The 16182-nt window shown below is 73.8% G+C and carries 14 protein-coding genes; 8 read left to right on the top strand and 6 right to left on the bottom strand.

Going from position 1 to position 16182, the window contains the following annotated elements; translation table 11 throughout:
* Positions 1–89: 89 nt before the first annotated feature.
* The gene (locus AC4BDD_RS03310) at positions 90–875 is read right to left on the bottom strand and encodes an SDR family oxidoreductase (protein ID WP_490691637.1); all 786 of its coding nucleotides are present in this window, start codon (positions 873–875) and stop codon (positions 90–92) included.
* A gap of 118 nt (positions 876–993) precedes the next feature.
* A complete protein-coding gene (locus tag AC4BDD_RS03305; RefSeq protein ID WP_490689450.1) occupies positions 994–1479 on the bottom strand; it encodes an NUDIX hydrolase in 486 nt (161 codons plus the stop codon).
* A 191-nt stretch (positions 1480–1670) separates the two neighbouring features.
* Here AC4BDD_RS03305 and AC4BDD_RS03300 point away from each other — a divergent pair, with 191 nt between their 5' ends.
* On the top strand, positions 1671–2132 hold the full coding sequence (locus tag AC4BDD_RS03300; protein WP_490689449.1) for a DUF5709 domain-containing protein: 462 nt from the start codon (positions 1671–1673) through the stop codon (positions 2130–2132).
* A 194-nt stretch (positions 2133–2326) separates the two neighbouring features.
* On the opposite strand, the gene AC4BDD_RS03295 is transcribed toward AC4BDD_RS03300, so the two are convergent.
* The 4 genes from AC4BDD_RS03295 to AC4BDD_RS03280 all read right to left on the bottom strand — a co-directional run bounded on the left by AC4BDD_RS03295 (position 2327) and on the right by AC4BDD_RS03280 (position 6221).
* Entirely contained in the window at positions 2327–2749 is a 423-nt protein-coding gene (locus AC4BDD_RS03295) for a PTS-dependent dihydroxyacetone kinase phosphotransferase subunit DhaM (protein ID WP_490689448.1), read from the bottom strand.
* Positions 2750–2775: 26 nt separating this feature from the next.
* A complete protein-coding gene (gene dhaL / locus AC4BDD_RS03290; RefSeq protein ID WP_490691636.1) occupies positions 2776–3357 on the bottom strand; it encodes a dihydroxyacetone kinase subunit DhaL in 582 nt (193 codons plus the stop codon).
* Between the two features lie 114 nt (positions 3358–3471).
* Positions 3472–4464, bottom strand: coding sequence for a dihydroxyacetone kinase subunit DhaK (gene dhaK, locus AC4BDD_RS03285; protein ID WP_490689447.1), 993 nt, complete (start codon positions 4462–4464; stop codon positions 3472–3474).
* Between the two features lie 212 nt (positions 4465–4676).
* A complete protein-coding gene (locus tag AC4BDD_RS03280) occupies positions 4677–6221 on the bottom strand; it encodes an MFS transporter (RefSeq protein WP_490689446.1) in 1545 nt (514 codons plus the stop codon).
* Positions 6222–6283: 62 nt separating this feature from the next.
* On the opposite strand from AC4BDD_RS03280, the gene AC4BDD_RS03275 reads away from it, so the two are divergent.
* The 7 genes from AC4BDD_RS03275 to AC4BDD_RS03245 all read left to right on the top strand — a co-directional run bounded on the left by AC4BDD_RS03275 (position 6284) and on the right by AC4BDD_RS03245 (position 16115).
* Complete coding sequence (locus AC4BDD_RS03275; protein ID WP_490689445.1) at positions 6284–7273, top strand: helix-turn-helix transcriptional regulator; 990 nt, start codon at positions 6284–6286, stop codon at positions 7271–7273.
* Positions 7274–7446: 173 nt separating this feature from the next.
* Entirely contained in the window at positions 7447–8637 is a 1191-nt protein-coding gene (locus AC4BDD_RS03270) for an acyl-CoA dehydrogenase family protein (protein WP_490689444.1), read from the top strand.
* A 163-nt stretch (positions 8638–8800) separates the two neighbouring features.
* Entirely contained in the window at positions 8801–10975 is a 2175-nt protein-coding gene (locus AC4BDD_RS03265) for a serine/threonine-protein kinase (RefSeq protein ID WP_490689443.1), read from the top strand.
* Positions 10976–11065: 90 nt separating this feature from the next.
* Positions 11066–12625 carry a phytoene desaturase family protein gene (locus AC4BDD_RS03260; protein WP_490689442.1) on the top strand — a complete coding sequence of 520 codons (1560 nt, stop codon included), beginning with the start codon at positions 11066–11068 and terminating at the stop codon, positions 12623–12625.
* Positions 12626–12679: 54 nt separating this feature from the next.
* Complete coding sequence (locus AC4BDD_RS03255; RefSeq protein ID WP_490689441.1) at positions 12680–13792, top strand: NAD(P)H-dependent flavin oxidoreductase; 1113 nt, start codon at positions 12680–12682, stop codon at positions 13790–13792.
* Between the two features lie 14 nt (positions 13793–13806).
* The gene (locus tag AC4BDD_RS03250) at positions 13807–15372 is read left to right on the top strand and encodes an acyl-CoA synthetase (RefSeq protein ID WP_490689440.1); all 1566 of its coding nucleotides are present in this window, start codon (positions 13807–13809) and stop codon (positions 15370–15372) included.
* Positions 15369–16115 (top strand): alpha/beta fold hydrolase, encoded by a 747-nt coding sequence (locus tag AC4BDD_RS03245; RefSeq protein ID WP_490689439.1) that lies wholly within the window; start codon positions 15369–15371, stop codon positions 16113–16115. Before AC4BDD_RS03250 ends, AC4BDD_RS03245 begins: the two co-directional genes overlap by 4 nt.
* Positions 16116–16182 lie beyond the last annotated feature (67 nt).

The following is a 16182-nucleotide window of genomic DNA, read 5'->3' as shown; positions in this document are numbered from 1 at the left end:
ACCCGTCCGACCGGTCCGACCGGTCCGACCGGGGCGACCGGTCCGGCCGGGGCCTCGGCGCCGTAGTCGTCTCCCGGACCGCGGGCCGGTCAGGCGTCCCGCGCGGGGCGGACGGCGACATGGCGCGCCGGGACCTCTCCGCCGCCGTGCACCGCGAGGTCGGCGCCGTTCACGTACGCCGCCAGCGGGCCGGAGAGGTACAGGCAGGCGTCGGCGACATCGGATGGGTGGGCCATCCGCCCCATCGGGATCACCCCGGCGACCGCCGCGCCGCCGTCCTCGCCGTACCGCTCCGCGGCGCCCTCGGTGCGGACTGGCCCGAGGGTGATGTGGTTGACCCGCACCTCGGGCGCCCACTCCAGCGCCAGCGCTCTGGTCAGGGCGAGCAGCCCGGCCTTGGCGGCGGTGTACGCGGCGGTGCCCGGCTGCGGGTGGTGCGCGGAGACGCTGCCGATGTTGATGATCGAACCACCGCCCGGCCGGGTCCGCATGACGCGGTGGGCGGCCTGCGAGAGGTAGAACGGGGCCAGCAGGTTGAGTGCGACGATCTTCTCCACGAACCGGGGGGAGACCGTGGCGGCCTTGGCGTCGGGGGAGCCCCCGGCGTTGTTCACCAGGACGTCCAGCCCGCCGAAGCGGGCCACAGCGGTGTCCACCACCCCCGCCGCGTCGGCCGGATCCCGGACGTCGGCCGCGGTGAACACCGCGGTCCGCCCCGCCGCGGCCGGCAGCGCCGCCGGCTCCCGCCGCCCGCACACCACGACCTCGGCCCCGGCGGCCAGGAAGCTCTCGGCGATGGCGAAACCGATGCCCCTGCCGCCGCCGGTGACCACGACGACCTGGCCGGTGAGGTCCACCGGGCCGCGACCGCGCATGTCCATGCCCCCCTCCGCGACCGAGTGCGGGGACGCTACCAAGCCCCGGCCGCGGCAGCCAGACCGGACGCAGGACGACCTGACGGGCCTGATGACGGGACGTCAGCCCGTGGCGCGGTCACAGCGACAGGTGTTCGGCGAGGCGATCGAGGAAGACCTGCTGCTTCGCCACGATCCGGTCGCGCGCCGGATCCAGCTCCCACCAGGCGACGCGGTCGATCTCCGGAAAGCTGCGCAGCCGTCCGGAACCCCTGGGCCACTCCATCTCGAAGGTGCCGGGCACCACCCGGCCGGGGTCGAGGTCGCCCTCCAGGGCCCAGGCGGTGACCAGTTTGCCGCCGGTCTGCCGGACCTCGCCGAGCGGGATCAGGGCGCCGGGCGGTGGCGGCAGGCCCAGCTCCTCCTCGAACTCCCGGCGCGCGGCCAGGGAGGGCTCTTCCCCCTCCGGGTCGTACTCGCCCTTCGGCAGCGACCAGGCGCGAGCGTCCTTTCCGGCCCAGAACGGCCCGCCCATATGGGCCAGAAGCACCTGAGGTCCCCCCTGAGGGCCCGTGCCCGCCGTCCGGCGGAAGAGCAGGATCCCGGCGCTGTGTTGTGCCGTCACCCTGTCAAGTGTGCGACGCCCGGTTCCCGGCCGCAGCCGCTGCCCGCCGTGGCCGCGGAGCCGACCGCGCCGGGGTGCTGCGCGAGATGTTCTGATTGGTGATGATTGGGGTGGATACTGGTGTTGAGTCGTTGAAGCGGTCGGCGGTCGTCGGGGGCCACCTGGGGAACGAGGCGAGACGAGGACAGGGCATGAGCGAGATGGGTGACGACGTCTACCAGCCGGACGGCTCCGAGAAGCAGCAGGACGACGTGGGACTGCTGGAACCGGAGGACACGCTCGACGACCGTGGCGTGTCTTCCCCGCTCGACGAGGGCTACTCACCCCCGGAGCGGCCCTGGGCCGTGGAAGGCTGGGGCACGACCGCGGCCGAGCAGCACGACCGCGCTCCGCTGGAGGCCCGCCTCGCCCGCGAGCTGCCCGACATCGGGCCCATGGAGGGCGACGGCATCGGGGACCAGGTGATGGGCGACGGCGAGCCGTACGACGAGGAGGTCGGCACGGCACGGGCGGGCCGCCTGGTCGCCCCCGACGAGGGCGCGCACGAGCACGCCGAGAAGGACCTCATCGGCAGGGACGTGGGCATCGACGGCGCCGCCGCCTCGGCGGAGGAGGCCGCGGTGCACATCGTCTCCGACAACGAGCTCGGCTGACCATCGGCTGATCGCCTGCCCCAGGGCGTGTGCGGCTGCCCGTCCGCCGTGGCGCCGCTTGCCCGCCCCCGCGGTCCGTCCGGCCGCTTGCCCGGCCCCGGTCCGTCCGGCCGCCCGCCCGGCTCATGCGGTGCGCGCGCCCGTGTCAGACCTCGCGGTACGCGCCCGTCTCAGACCTCGCGGTACGCGCCCCCTCAGACCTTGCGGTAGTCGTACGCCTCCCCGGCGGCCTGGGCGACCGCCTCCAGGTCCGCACCGGTCGAGGCGGTGACGACCGCCGCCACCGCTCCCTCCAGGAACGGCGCGTCCACCAGTCGCGAGCCGGGTGGCAGTTCGTCCTCCTCGGCCAGCAGGGATTTCACCGTCAGCACCGCGCTGCCCAGGTCCGCCAGGATCGCCACGCCCGCGCCCCGGTCGACGCGGCGCGCCGCCTCGCAGATCAGCTCCGCGCTGGTGCCGAGCCCGCCCTCCTCGGCCCCGCCCGCGGCGGCCACCGGCGCGATGTCGCCGCCGGGCGCCAGCCCGATCGCCAGCTCGGCGACGGCGATGGCCGCCGTCGCGCTGTGCGAGACCAGGACCACCCCGACCAGCGGCTGCCCGCCACCCGGCCCGGTCATGGCTCCCGCCGCGCCGCCCGCGCCGCTCACCCGGCGCCCCCCGACGCCGCCGCGTCCGCCAGCGCCGTGATGAGCAGGGCGGAGGAGGTCGCGCCCGGGTCCTGATGGCCGATGCTGCGCTCGCCCAGGTAGCTGGCCCGCCCCTTGCGCGCCTGGAGCGGAACCGTCGCCAGCGCCCCCTGCTCGGCCGCCGCGGCCGCCGCCGCGAACGACTCGCCCAGCGCCTCGACCGCCGGAACCAGCGCGTCCAGCATCGTCTTGTCGCCCACCCCCGAGCCGCCCAGCCGGGCCACCGAGTCCACCCCGGCACGGAGCGCCTCGCGCAGCGCTTCCGCATCGACCCGCTCGGCCTCGCCGAGCGCCTTGCCCGCGGTGCGCAGCAGGCTCCCGTACAGCGGACCGGAGGCCCCGCCCACGGTGGAGATCAGCCTGCGCCCGGAGAGCACCAGCACGCCGCCGGGGGTGTCCGCGGGCCGCTCGTCCAGGGCCGCGAGCACCGCCCGGAAACCGCGCTGCATGTTGGTGCCGTGGTCCGCGTCGCCGATCGGCGAGTCCAGCTCGGTGAGCCGGCCGGCCTCGCGCTCCATCGCGGCGGCCGCGAGCCTCATCCAGCGGTGCGCGAAGGCGGTGTCGAAGCCGCCGTCGCCGACCGCGTCACTGCTGGTCACAGGTGTCCTCCAGGTCGGTCTGCGGTCCGCGGTCCGCGGGGACGAGGGGGCCGGTCAGCATCCCCAGCGCAGGCCGGGCGTGGCCACCGGGGCGTCCCACAGCCGCAGCAGCTCCTCGTCGGCCTGGCACAGGGTGACCGAGGCGCCCGCCATGTCCAGGGAGGTGACGTAGTTCCCGACCAGGGTGCGCACCACCGGCACCTTGCGTTCGGCGAGGACCCGGTGCACCTCGGCGTTGAACCCGTACAGCTCGATCAGCGGGGTCGCGCCCATGCCGTTGACCAGCAGCAGCACCGGGCGATCCGGAGCCAAGTCCTCCAGCAGGGCGTTCACCGCGAAGTCGGCGATCTCGCCGGACGTCATCATGGCGCGCCGCTCCCGCCCCGGCTCGCCGTGGATGCCGATGCCCAGCTCCAGCTCGCCGGCGGGCAGCTCGAAGGTCGGACTGCCCTTGGCCGGTGTGGTGCAGGCGCTGAGCGCGACCCCGAAGCTGCGCGAAGACTCGTTGACCTGGCGGGCCAGGGACTCCACCCGCTCCAGCGGCGCGCCCTCCTCGGCCGCCGCGCCCGCGATCTTCTCCACGAACAGCGTGGCGCCGGTGCCGCGCCGGCCCGCCGTGTACAGGCTGTCGGTCACCGCGACATCGTCGTTGACCAGGACCTTCGCGACCGCGATGCCCTCGTCCTCGGCCAGCTCGGCCGCCATGTCGAAGTTCAGCACGTCGCCGGTGTAGTTCTTGACGACGAAGAGCACGCCCCGGCCGCTGTCCACCGCGGCCGCCGCCCGCACCATCTGGTCCGGCACCGGCGAGGTGAAGATCTCACCGGGGCAGGCGGCGTCCAGCATGCCGCGCCCGACGAATCCGCCGTGCAGCGGCTCGTGCCCGGAGCCGCCGCCGGAGACCAGGGCGACCTTCTCCGCGACCGGCGCGTCCCGCCGCACGATCACCCGGTTCTCGGTGTCGACGGTGAGCTCCGGATGGGCCGCCGCCATACCGCGCAGCGCGTCGGCGACCACCCTTTCGGCCACGTTGATCAGCATCTTCATGCACGCCTCCGAGCTGGGAGAGAGCAGCGGCACGTGAGCTGCCGGCTCCGCTCAGTATCGAGCCAAGCGCCGCGTTGGTCATGCCGACGCCCCCGCATCCCTTCCCGTCCGTGGGGCTTCTCACCCGCATGCGGACGCACCCGTGCCCCGAGCCGCTGCGGCTCGGGGCACGGGTGCGAGGTGTGCGGTGCGGGGCGCCGGCGCCGAGGCGGTCAGCGCGTCACCGTCGCCTCCGCAGTGGCGCCGGGCCCGGCCGGGGCGTCCGCCGCCGGGAGCTGCTCCTCCGCCGGGTCCTGCTCCTCCGCGCCCTCGATGTGCTGCTTCGGGCGCGCGGGCAGGGCGAACATCACCAGGAAGATCCCCACGAGGATGGCCGCGACCCACCCCAGGGAGTGCTGGAAGGCCTCGGAGAACGCCGTCCCGGTCTCGGTCGGGACGACCTTGAGCCGGTCCTCGTCGATCGAGCCGAAGAAGACCACGGAGACCAGCGCGAGCCCGATCGCGTTGCCCATCTGCATGGTGGTGTTGATCAGGCCGGAGGCCGAGCCGGCGTGCTCACGCGGCACCTCCGAGAGCACCGCGTCGGTCAGCGGCGCCACGATCAGCCCCATCCCGGCGCCCATCACGACCAGCGGCAGGGCCATCTGCCAGGGGGCGATGCCGGTGCCGTACCGGTCGGCCTCCCAGATGTAGAGCAGCACGCCCATCCCCATGGTCAGCGCGCCCGCCTGGAGCACCTTGCGGCCGAAGCGCGGCACCAGCTTCTGCACGGAGATACCGGCGGCCACCGACACCGCCAGCGAGAACGGGATACCCGTGGTGCCGGCCTTCAGCGCGCTCCAGCCCAGCCCGACCTGCATGTACAGCGTCCAGACCAGGAAGAAGATGCCGCACACCAGACCGAAGGTCAGCTGCACCGCGATCCCGGCGGCGAAGCTCTTGACCCGGAACAGGCTGAGCTCGACCAGCGGCGAGCCGTCCTTGCGGGTCTTGTGCCGCTCGTACGCCAGGAACACGCCGAGGACGACCAGGCTGCCGGCCATCGAGACATACCCCCACACGGGCCAGCCCAGCTCGCGGCCGCGCGTCAGCGGGTAGATCAGCATCACCAGGCCGAGCGTGACCAGCCCCACGCCGGGCAGGTCGAGGCGGAGCGCCCGGGGCGCCTTGGACTCGGTGATGTACTTGACGCCGAGCAGCAGACCCGCGACTCCCACCGGCAGGTTGATCAGGAAGATCGGCCGCCACTCCAGGCCCAGGATGTTCCACTGGGTGAGCAGGGCGCCCAGCAGCGGACCGGACACCGCGCCCAGGCCCACGACCGCGCCGAACATGCCGAAGACCTTGCCGCGCTCATGGGCGGGGAAGGTGGCGTGCACGATCGACAGCACCTGCGGCACCATCAGCGAGGCCATCCCGCCCTGGAGGATGCGGGAGGCGACCAGCATCTCCGGGTTCGCGGCGAAGCCGCAGAGCGCGGAGGCCAGGGTGAAGCCGCCGATGCCGACGAGGAACAGCCGCTTGCGGCCGTGGATGTCCCCCAGCCGGCCGCCGGTGATCAGGCCGGCCGCGAAGGCGAGTGCGTAACCGGCGGTTATCCACTGGATGGAGCTGAACGAGGCGCCGGTGTCGCGCTCGATGCTGGGTATGGCGATGTTGACGATCGTGACGTCGACCAGATCCATGAAGGCGGCGGTCATCACGATGGCGAGCGCGAACCAGCGGCGCCGGTCGGACTGAGGGGCTGGGGAAGTCATGTCGAGTAGCCAACCACCCCTATAGGTCAGATCATGTCCTACTTGAGCGGCATCCTGGTGTCATGACGGACACACCCGCACGACTGCTGACCCTGCTCTCCCTCCTCCAGACCCCGCGCGAGTGGTCGGGTGGGGAACTGGCCGAGCGCCTCGCCGTCAGCCGGCGCACCGTCCGGCGCGACATCGAGCGGCTGCGCGAGCTGGGCTACCCGGTCCAGGCGGCGCGCGGAGCCGATGGGGGATACCGCCTGGTGGCCGGAAAGGCCATGCCGCCGCTGGTCCTGGACGACGAGGAGGCGGTGGCCATCGCGGTCGGGCTGCGGGCGGGCGCCGGACACGCCGTGGAGGGCATCGAGGAGGCGTCGGTGCGGGCCCTGGCCAAGCTGGAGCAGGTGCTGCCGTCCCGGCTGCGGCACCGCGTCACCACCCTCCAGGCGGCGACGATGCCGCTGGTCATGGGCTCGGGCGGGGACGCGGCGACGGTCGACCCGCACACCCTGACGGTGATGGCCTCGGCGGTCACCGGCCTGGAGCGGCTCCGCTTCCGCTACCGCTCAGGCGACGGCACGCCCAGCCGCCGCCAGGTGGAGCCCTACCGGCTGGTGTCGACCGGGCGGCGCTGGTACCTCGTCGCGTACGACCTGGAGCGCGAGGACTGGCGCACCTTCCGGGTCGACCGGGTCGACGAGCCCTTCGCCACCGGCGCCCGGTTCACCCCGCGCGAGCTGCCGGCCGGGGACGCCGCGCAGTTCGTGAGCCGTGCGATGACCCGGCGCCAGCCCGAACTCCGGCTGGACATCACCTTCGAGGCCCCCGCCGCCTTCGTGGCCTCCCGGCTGCCCCACTGGCTGGGCACCCCGGAGGCCACCGGCGAACACAGCTGCCGGCTGCGCACCACCTCGGTGGACTCCCTCGAATGGGTCGCCCTCCGGCTCGCACTCGTCGACTGCGAGTTCCTCGTCCACGCGCCCGACGTGCTCACCGACTACCTGCGCGGGCTCGGCGCCCGGCTGCTGCGCGCGACCGGGACGCCGGAGCCGAGTCACGACTGAGCCCCTCCCGTCGCCCACGAAGTCCGCTGCGCGTCCCTTCCTCCCTCCCGTCGCCCACCACCACCCTCAAACGAAGTCCGCTGCGCGTCCCTTCCCATCTATTGGAACGCGTTCTACCGTGCCCCTCGATCCCAGGCCGTCGTCGCGGCTGACGCGAGACTCCAGGAGGGGCCGTGCACCTCGCATACACGCCCGAGCAGCAGCGGCTGCGCGCCGAACTGCGCGCCTACTTCGCCGACCTCGTCCCCGACAACGCCTACGCGCGCTTCGCCGACCGGGCCGAGCAGAAGCGCTTCTACCGCTCCACCATCCGGCGCCTGGGCGAGGACCGGTGGCTCGGCGTCGGCTGGCCGAAGGAGTACGGCGGCCGCGGCATGAGCCCGCTGGAGCAGTTCATCTTCTTCGACGAGGCGGCGCAGGCCGGGGTCCCGCTGCCGCTCATGGCGCTCAACACCGTCGGCCCCACACTGATGCGGTACGGCACCGACGAGCAGAAGGCCCACTTCCTGCCCCGGATCCTCTCCGGCGAGATCGATTTCGCCATCGGCTACAGCGAGCCCGACGCCGGCACCGACCTCGCCTCGCTCACCACCCGCGCGGTCCGCGAGGGCGATCCGGCCACCGGCCACTACCTCGTCAACGGGCAGAAGACCTGGACCACCAACGGCGACACCGCCGACTGGGTCTGGCTCGCCGTGCGCACCGATCCCAAGGCCCCGCCGCACAAGGGCATCAGCATCCTGCTGGTGCCGACATCCGACCCCGGCTACTCCTGCACCCCCATCACCACGCTCGCCTCGCACGACACCACGGCCAGCTATTACGAGAACATCCGGGTCCCGGCCGGCCGGCGCGTCGGCGCGGAGAACGAGGGCTGGAAGATGATCACCACCCAGCTCAACTTCGAACGCGTCACCCTCGCCGCGCACGGCTCCACTGCCATCCGCGCGCTGCGCGGTGTGCAGCGCTGGGCCGCCGACACCAAGCTCGCCGACGGCCGCCGCGTCATCGACCTGGGCTGGGTGCGCGGCAGGCTGGCCCGCGCCCACGTCAGGCTGGACGCCATGAAGCTGCTGAACTGGCAGATGGTCGACGCAGCTGCGCACTCCACCCTCACCCCGCAGGACGCCTCGGCGGTGAAGGTCTACGGATCCGAGGCGCGCCGCGACGCCTACGCCTGGCTGATGGAGGTGCTCGGCGCGGCGGGCCCGCTCAAGGAGGGATCGTCCGGCGCGGTGCTCCACGGTGAGCTGGAGCGCGGCTACCGCAGCAGCGTCGTCTTCACCTTCGGCGGCGGCAACAACGAAGTCCAGCGGGAGATCATCACCTGGATCGGCCTGGGGATGCCACGGGTCCGCCGCTGACCGCGCGCCACGCCGCCAAGCCCGTGGCGGTCTCCACCCTCCGCCGCCCGGCCGCCATACTGGACCGCGAGTCGGGCGCGCCCACCGGACGGGTCAGCGCCGCATCGTGTCGAGAGCGGTGGTGGGCGACAGGCGGAGCCAGGAACGGGGGCGGCTGCGGAGAATGGCTGAGACCAGGCTGATCCAGGGCCGGTACCGGCTGCTCGACCTGATCGGGCGCGGCGGAATGGGCGAGGTGTGGCGGGCCCGCGACGAATCGCTCGGCCGCCGTGTCGCCGTCAAGTGCCTCAAGCCCCGGGCGCCGCAGCGCGACGAGTCCTTCACCCGAATGGTCGAGGAGCGCTTCCGCCGTGAGGCGCGGGTGGCGGCAGCGCTCCAGCACCGCGGTGTGACCGTGGTGCACGACTTCGGGGAGGACGACGGGGTCCTGTTCCTCGTCATGGAGCTGCTGGACGGCCGCAATCTCAGCCAGCTGCTGGCGGACCGCGGGCAGCGGCCGCTGCCCGCGCACGAGGTCCTCGACATCGCCGACCAGGTGGCCGGCGCCCTCGCCTACACCCATGGGCAGGGCATCGTGCACCGCGACCTCAAGCCGGCCAACATCATGCGGCTGCCCGACGGCACGGTGAAGATCTGCGACTTCGGCATCGCCCGCCTCGGCCACGACATCGGCTTCACCGCCCGGCTCACCGGCCCCGGCAGCGGCATCCACATGGGCACCCCGCACTACATGTCGCCGGAGCAGATCGAGGGCGCGGCCATCGACCACCGCAGCGACCTGTACTCGCTCGGCTGCGTGCTGTACGAACTGTGCACCGGGGCTCCGCCGTTCGACCTCGGCGACACCTGGTCGATCATCGTCGGCCACCGCGACACGCAGCCGGCGCCGCCCCGCCACCACCACCCCGGGCTCCCCGAGCCGCTGGAACGCCTCATCCTCGACCTGCTGGCGAAGGAGCCCGAGGACCGGCCCGGGGACGCCGCCGCGCTGGCCGCTCCGATCACCGCCGCGCGCGCCGCCGACGGACACACCGGGGCGCCGTCCCGGCTGCCCGGCTGGGCCCGTGCCATGACCGCCGGACCCATTGCCGGGGCACACCTGGCGGGCGGCGCGCCCCTGCCGGCGGCCGAGGGGCTCACCACCACCTGGACCGGCCGCCGCAGCGCGGAGGTGCCGCTGCCGCTCACCGTGCCCGACCGCAGTCCGGATGTGCCGCTGCCGCTCACCGTGCCCGACCGGCCCCTCCCGCCGCCGGGGGCGGGCGAGGCCGACCTCGCCGAACGCCACCGCACCGGCCTCGGCCTGGCCCGGCAGGGCCGCTGGGAGGAGGCGCGTACGGTGCACATGTCGGTGGCCGAGGTGCGCGCCGCCGCGCTGGGCCCGGAGCACCCCGACACCCTCGCCAGCCGGTACGAGGTCGCGTACACCCTCAGCCGGATCGGCCGGCCCGGCGAGGCCCTGCACGAATACCGGATGGTCGCCGACGGCCGGGAGCGGAGACTCGGCCCCGACCATCCCGACACCCTCGCCGCCCGGCAGGAGACCGCGTTCGTCCTGGGCCAGCTGGGCCGCCACTTCGACGCCCAGCAGATCTACCGCGCGGTGCTCGAAACCCGCACCCGGATCATGGGCGCGGACCACCCCGAGACCCTGCGCTGCCGTCACAACCTCGCCTTCACCCTCGCCCGCCTCGGCCGGCCGGCGGACTCCTGCGCCATGGCCGGCGAGGTCGCCGAGGCCCGCGCCCGGGTGCTCGGCCCGGACCACCCCGACACGCTGGTCACCCGCCACGAGGTGGCGCACGCGCTGGGCCGGATGGACCGCTGGCACGACGCCCTGCGCGGCTACCGCCAGGTCGCCGAGGCCCGCGCCCGGGTGCTCGGCCCCGACCACCCCGACACGCTGGCCGCCCGCTACGAGATCGGCATCTGCCTGGGGCGGCTGGGCGACAGCGCCGAAGCGCTCAAGCTCTACCGCGAACTCGCCGACGACCGGACCCGCGCCCAGGGCCCCAGCCACCCGGAGACGCTCCGCGCCCGGCACGGACTGGGCGTCAACCTGGGGCGGCTGGGCCGCTGGGAGGAGGCGCTCATCGAAGCCCGGGACATCTGCGCCATCCGCGAGCGCACCCTGGGGCCCGATCACCCCGACACCCTGGTGAGCCGACGCGAGATCGCGGTCGCCCTGGGCTGGCTGGGCCGCTGGGCCGACGCGCTGAGCCTCTACCAGCAGGTGGCCCGGGCCCGGGAGCGGGTGCTGGGCGCCGACCACCCGGACACCCTCACCAGCCGCGGCGACGAGGCTCAGTGCCTGGAGCAGCTCGGCCGGCCGCATTAGGGGGTGTCCGATGGGTCTGCGCGGCGTCGCGACGCTCCCCCAGCTGACGCACCACTGCCCGTCCGCCGCCTGCTGTGCTAACCAGGAGCCATGCCAACGAGCGAGGCGTACGACGCAGTCATCGTCGGCGGCGGCCACAACGGGCTGGTCGCCGCCGCCTATCTCGCCCGCGCCGGGCGGACCGTGCTGGTACTGGAGCGGCTGGACCACACCGGGGGAGCGGCCGTCTCGACCCGCCCGTTCACCGGCGTCGACGCGCGGCTGTCGCGCTACTCCTACCTGGTCAGCCTGCTCCCGCCGAAGATCGTGCGCGACCTCGGCCTGCGCTTCGCCGTCCGCAAGCGCGCCGTCTCCTCGTACACCCCCACGGTGCGCGGCGGACGCCCCACCGGGCTGCTGGTGGACGGCGCGGCCACGGACCGGACCCGGGAGGCATTCGCCCGGCTCACCGGCTCGGACCGGGAGTACACGGCCTGGCAGCGGTTCTACGGCATGACCGGGCGGCTCGCCGCACGGGTCTTCCCCACCCTCACCGAACCGCTGCCGACCCGCGCCGAGCTGCGCGCCCGGATCGACGACGAGGCGGCCTGGCGGGCGCTGTTCGAACGGCCGATCGGCGAGGCCGTCGAGGCGGCGTTCACCGACGACCTGGTCCGCGGAGTGGTGCTCACCGACGCCCTGATCGGCACCTTCGCCGACGCCCACGATCCCTCGCTGCGGCAGAACCGCTGCTTCCTCTACCACGTGATCGGCGGCGGCACCGGAGACTGGGACGTGCCGGTGGGCGGGATGGGCGCGCTCACCGACGCCCTCGCCGACGCCGCCCGGGCGGCGGGCGCGCGGATCGCCACCGGCCGCACGGTCACCGCCATCGCCACCGACGGCACCGCCGCGGAGGTCACCTACCGGGACGCCGCGGGCGAGCATCTGGCCGCCGCCCGGCACGTACTGGTGAACGCCTCCCCGCGCCACCTGGCCGAACTCCTCGGCGAGCAGCCGGCGCACTCCACGGCGACAGGCGCGCAGCTGAAGGTGAACATGCTGCTGAGCAGGCTGCCCCGGCTGCGGGACACCGCGGTCGACCCCCGGGAGGCGTTCGCCGGGACCTTCCACATCGCCGAGGGGTACCGGCAGTTGGGCGAGGCGTACCGGCAGGCCGCGGCGGGCGAGCTGCCGTCCGCTCCGCCCTCGGAGATCTACTGCCATTCGCTGACCGACCCCTCGATCCTCGGCGCCGACCTGGTGCGCCGGGGATGCCACACCCTGACCCTCTTCGGACTGCACACCCCCGCCGAGCTCTTCACGGCCGACAACGAGGGGGCGCGCGCCACGCTGCTGGAGTCGACCCTCGCCCAGCTCGACGCGCACCTCGCGGAGCCGATCACCGACTGCCTGGCGCTCGACGCGGACGGCCGGCCGTGCATCGAGGCCAAGACACCGGTCGACCTGGAGCGGGAGCTGTGGCTGCCGGGCGGCAACATCTTCCACGGCGACCTCGCCTTCCCCTGCGCCGAGGAGGGCACCGGCCGCTGGGGCGTGGAGACCGCCCACCCCAATGTGCTGCTCTGCGGAGCGGGCGCGGTACGCGGCGGCGGCGTAAGCGGCGTCCCCGGCCACAACGCGGCCATGGCAATCCTGGAAGCCAGCTGACGCCCCGTCAGAAAAACCCTTCCGTTCGCACGCCCACTGCGGCACCCTGCCCCCATGCAGACCGAGCTGAGCCAGACGCTGGGCGCCGAACACGCCATCTTCGGCTTCACCCCCTTCCCCGCGGTCGCCGCCGCGATCTCCCGGGCGGGCGGATTCGGTGTGCTCGGCGCGGTCCGCTACCGCGCGCCGGAGGACCTCGCCCGGGATCTGGACTGGATGCAGGAGCACACCGACGGCAGACCCTACGGACTCGATGTGGTCATGCCCGCCCACCGGCCGGCGGAGGCGGCGGACATCACCGAAGAGGCCATCGAGGCACTCATCCCCGAAGGCCACCGGGCCTTCGTCCGCGAGACCCTCGCCCGGTACGGCGTGCCCGAACTCGCCGCGGACGAGGCGGGCGGCTGGCGCATCACCGGCTGGCTGGAGCACGTCGCCCGCGGCCAGCTGGACGTCGCCTTCGACTACCCGGTCAAGCTGATCGCCAGCGCGCTCGGGCCGCCGCCCGCCGATGTGGTGCGCCGCGCCCACGACCACGGCATGCTGGTCGCCGCACTCGCCGGCAGCGCCCGCCACGCCCGGCACCACCAGGAAGCCGGCATCGACATCGTCGTCGCCCAGGGCTACGAGGCGGGCGGCCACACCGGCGAGATCGCCTCCATGGTCCTCACCCCCGAGGTGGTGCGCGCCGTCGACCCGCTTCCGGTGCTCGCCGCCGGCGGCATCGGCACCGGCGAGCAGATCGCCGCGGCGCTCGCGCTCGGCGCCCAGGGGGTGTGGCTGGGCTCGGTCTGGCTCACCACCGACGAGGCCGAACTGCACTCCGAGGCGCTGAGCCGCAAGCTGCTCGCGGCCGGCTCCGGGGACACCGTCCGCTCCCGGGCGCTGACCGGCAAGCCCGCCCGCCAGCTGCGCACCGCCTGGACCGACGCCTGGGAGGACCCGGCCGGCCCCGACCCGCTGCCGATGCCGCTCCAGGGCCTGTTGGTCGCCGAGGCCGTCTCCCGTATCCAGCGGTACGAGGTGGAGCCGCTGCTGGGCACCCCGGTCGGCCAGGTCGTCGGGCTGATGACGACCCGGCGCCCCGTCCAGGCCGTCTTCGACGACCTCACCCGCGGCTTCGAGCGCGCCATCGACCGCGTCAACCGCATCGCCGGACGCAGCTGAGGAGGAACGCGAGGATGACGACGAGCGGGAACCGGCAGGAAGCCAAGGGGTTCTGGGCCAACGCGGCGGCGCGACCCGAGACCACGGCCCTGATCGCCCCGGGCGGCGAGGAGTGGACCGCCGCCCGGCTGCACGGCGACTGCAACCGGCTGGTCGCCGGGTTGCGCGCGGCCGGGCTGCGGCAGGGCGACGCCTTCGCGGTCGTCCTCCCCAACGGCACGGAGTTCATCACCGCCTATCTCGCCGCCGCGCAGGCCGGGTTCTACCTGGTGCCGGTCAACCACCACCTCACCGGACCGGAGATCGCCTGGATCGTCGGCGACTCCGGTGCCCGGGTGCTCATCGCCCACCAGCGGTACGCCGCCGCGGCCCGCCACGCCGCCGACCAGGCCGGGCTGCCCGCCGGCCACCGCTACGCGGTCGGCGAGGCCAGCGGCTTCCGCCCGTACACCGACCTCCTCGCCGGGCAGCCGGACACGCCCCCGGCGGACCGCACCCTGGGCTGGGTCATGAACTACACCTCGGGCACCACCGGCCGGCCGCGCGGCGTGCGGCGGCCGCTCGGCGGAAGGCCGCCGGAGGAGAGCCATCTCGGCGGCTTCCTCGGCTTCTTCGGCATCCGGCCCTTCGAGGACAACGTCCACCTGGTGTGCTCGCCGCTCTACCACACCGCGGTGCTCCAGTTCGCCGCCGCCTCCTTGCACATCGGGCACCGGCTGGTGCTGATGGACGGCTGGGCGCCGGAGGAGATGCTGCGGCTCATCGCCACCCACCGCTGCACCCACACCCATATGGTGCCGACCCAGTTCCACCGGCTGCTCGCCCTCCCCGAACGGACCCGGCGGGCCTACGACGTGTCGTCCATGCGGCACGCCGTGCACGGCGCCGCCCCCTGCCCGGACCACGTCAAACGAGCCATGATCGAGTGGTGGGGCGAGTGCGTGGAGGAGTACTACGCGGCCAGCGAGGGCGGCGGAGCGTTCGCCACCGCGGCGGACTGGCTGAAGAGGCCGGGCACGGTCGGCAAGGCATGGCCGATCAGCGAACTGGCCGTCTTCGACGACGACGGCAAGCGACTGCCGCCCGGCGAGGTCGGCACCGTCTACATGAAGATGAGCACCGGCGGCTTCGCCTACCACAAGGACGAGGACAAGACCCGCCGGAACCGCATCGGCGACTACTTCACCGTCGGCGACATGGGCCTGCTCGACGAGGACGGCTACCTCTACCTCCGCGACCGCAAGATCGACCTGATCATCTCCGGCGGGGTCAACATCTACCCCGCTGAGATCGAGGCCGCGCTGCTCAGCCACCCCGCGGTCGCCGACGCCGCCGCCTTCGGGATCCCGCACGACGACTGGGGCGAGCAGGTCAAGGCCGTCATCGAACCCGCCGAAGGCCACCGCGGCGGCCCGGAGCTGGCCGCCGAACTGATCGCGCACTGCGCGCGGCAGCTCGCCCGCTACAAGTGCCCCGCCTCGATCGACTTCCTCGCGCGACTGCCACGCGATCCCAACGGCAAGCTCTACAAGCGGCGGCTGCGCGAACCGTACTGGCAGGGCCTACGCTCGGACGGATGAGCGATCATGTGACAGTTCCAGGGGACACCACGGTTCCGATGGTTCAGACGGTGCGGGCGGGGGACACGACGCGGGCGGGCGGAGTCCGGCTCGCGTACCGCACCTGGGGCAGCCCCGGCGGCGCCACCCCGGTGCTGCTCCTGCACTGCCTCGGCGCCGACGGCGCCGACTGGGCGGCGGTGGCTCCCCGCCTCGCCGCCGACCGCCAGGTGTTCGCCCTGGACCTGCGCGGCCACGGAGCCAGCGACCGGCCGGGGGACTACAACCTGGAGCGGGTCCGCGACGACGTCCTCGGCTTCGCCGACGCACTCGGCCTGGCCCGGCTCGTCGTCATCGGCCACTCCTACGGCGGAGTGATCGCCTACTTGGTCGCCCAGCACCGCCCCGACCTGGTGGAGCGGCTGGTCATCGAGGACGCGCCGCCGCTGCTGCCACAGGACCCGCCGCTGCCCGTGCCCGACCCGCCGCAGGAGCCGCTGACCCTGGACTGGGCGGTCAAGACGCAGTTCACCGAGCATCGCAACGCGCCCGACCCGCTCTGGACGAGGCGGCTGGCGGACATCACCGCCCCCACCCTGGTGATCGCCGGCGGCCCGCAGAGCCATCTGCCGCAGGATGAGGTGGCCGAGCTGGCCGCCCGCGTCCCCGACGGCCGGCTGATCACCATCGACGCCGGACACCTGGTGCACGAGGCGCGGCCGGAGGAATTCCTCACCGCGGTGGTGGAGTTCCTGAGTTCCTGAGGCTCCCTGCCTGATCCCGCGTCCGCCCTCCCTCCCCCAGCTACCTCCCCCAGACTCCGTCCGGGGG

This window comes from Streptomyces sp. JLBT605 (assembly GCF_058215555.1).
Note: the sequence above shows the minus strand (reverse complement) of the source record. Positions and strands in the feature narration are given on the sequence as shown.

What these genes read in the sequence shown, in the direction of transcription:
- AC4BDD_RS03295 (WP_490689448.1), bottom strand. Translation starts at nt 2,749, where the DNA reads ATGACCGGGCCGGGTGGCGGGCAGCCGCTGGTCGGGGTGGTCCTGGTC.
- AC4BDD_RS03300 (WP_490689449.1), top strand. Translation starts at nt 1,671, where the DNA reads ATGAGCGAGATGGGTGACGACGTCTACCAGCCGGACGGCTCCGAGAAG.
- AC4BDD_RS03250 (WP_490689440.1), top strand. Translation starts at nt 13,807, where the DNA reads ATGACGACGAGCGGGAACCGGCAGGAAGCCAAGGGGTTCTGGGCCAAC.
- AC4BDD_RS03310 (WP_490691637.1), bottom strand. Translation starts at nt 875, where the DNA reads ATGCGCGGTCGCGGCCCGGTGGACCTCACCGGCCAGGTCGTCGTGGTC.
- AC4BDD_RS03280 (WP_490689446.1), bottom strand. Translation starts at nt 6,221, where the DNA reads ATGACTTCCCCAGCCCCTCAGTCCGACCGGCGCCGCTGGTTCGCGCTC.
- AC4BDD_RS03275 (WP_490689445.1), top strand. Translation starts at nt 6,284, where the DNA reads ATGACGGACACACCCGCACGACTGCTGACCCTGCTCTCCCTCCTCCAG.
- AC4BDD_RS03245 (WP_490689439.1), top strand. Translation starts at nt 15,369, where the DNA reads ATGAGCGATCATGTGACAGTTCCAGGGGACACCACGGTTCCGATGGTT.
- dhaL (WP_490691636.1), bottom strand. Translation starts at nt 3,357, where the DNA reads ATGAGGCTCGCGGCCGCCGCGATGGAGCGCGAGGCCGGCCGGCTCACC.
- AC4BDD_RS03255 (WP_490689441.1), top strand. Translation starts at nt 12,680, where the DNA reads ATGCAGACCGAGCTGAGCCAGACGCTGGGCGCCGAACACGCCATCTTC.
- AC4BDD_RS03265 (WP_490689443.1), top strand. Translation starts at nt 8,801, where the DNA reads ATGGCTGAGACCAGGCTGATCCAGGGCCGGTACCGGCTGCTCGACCTG.
- dhaK (WP_490689447.1), bottom strand. Translation starts at nt 4,464, where the DNA reads ATGAAGATGCTGATCAACGTGGCCGAAAGGGTGGTCGCCGACGCGCTG.
- AC4BDD_RS03260 (WP_490689442.1), top strand. Translation starts at nt 11,066, where the DNA reads ATGCCAACGAGCGAGGCGTACGACGCAGTCATCGTCGGCGGCGGCCAC.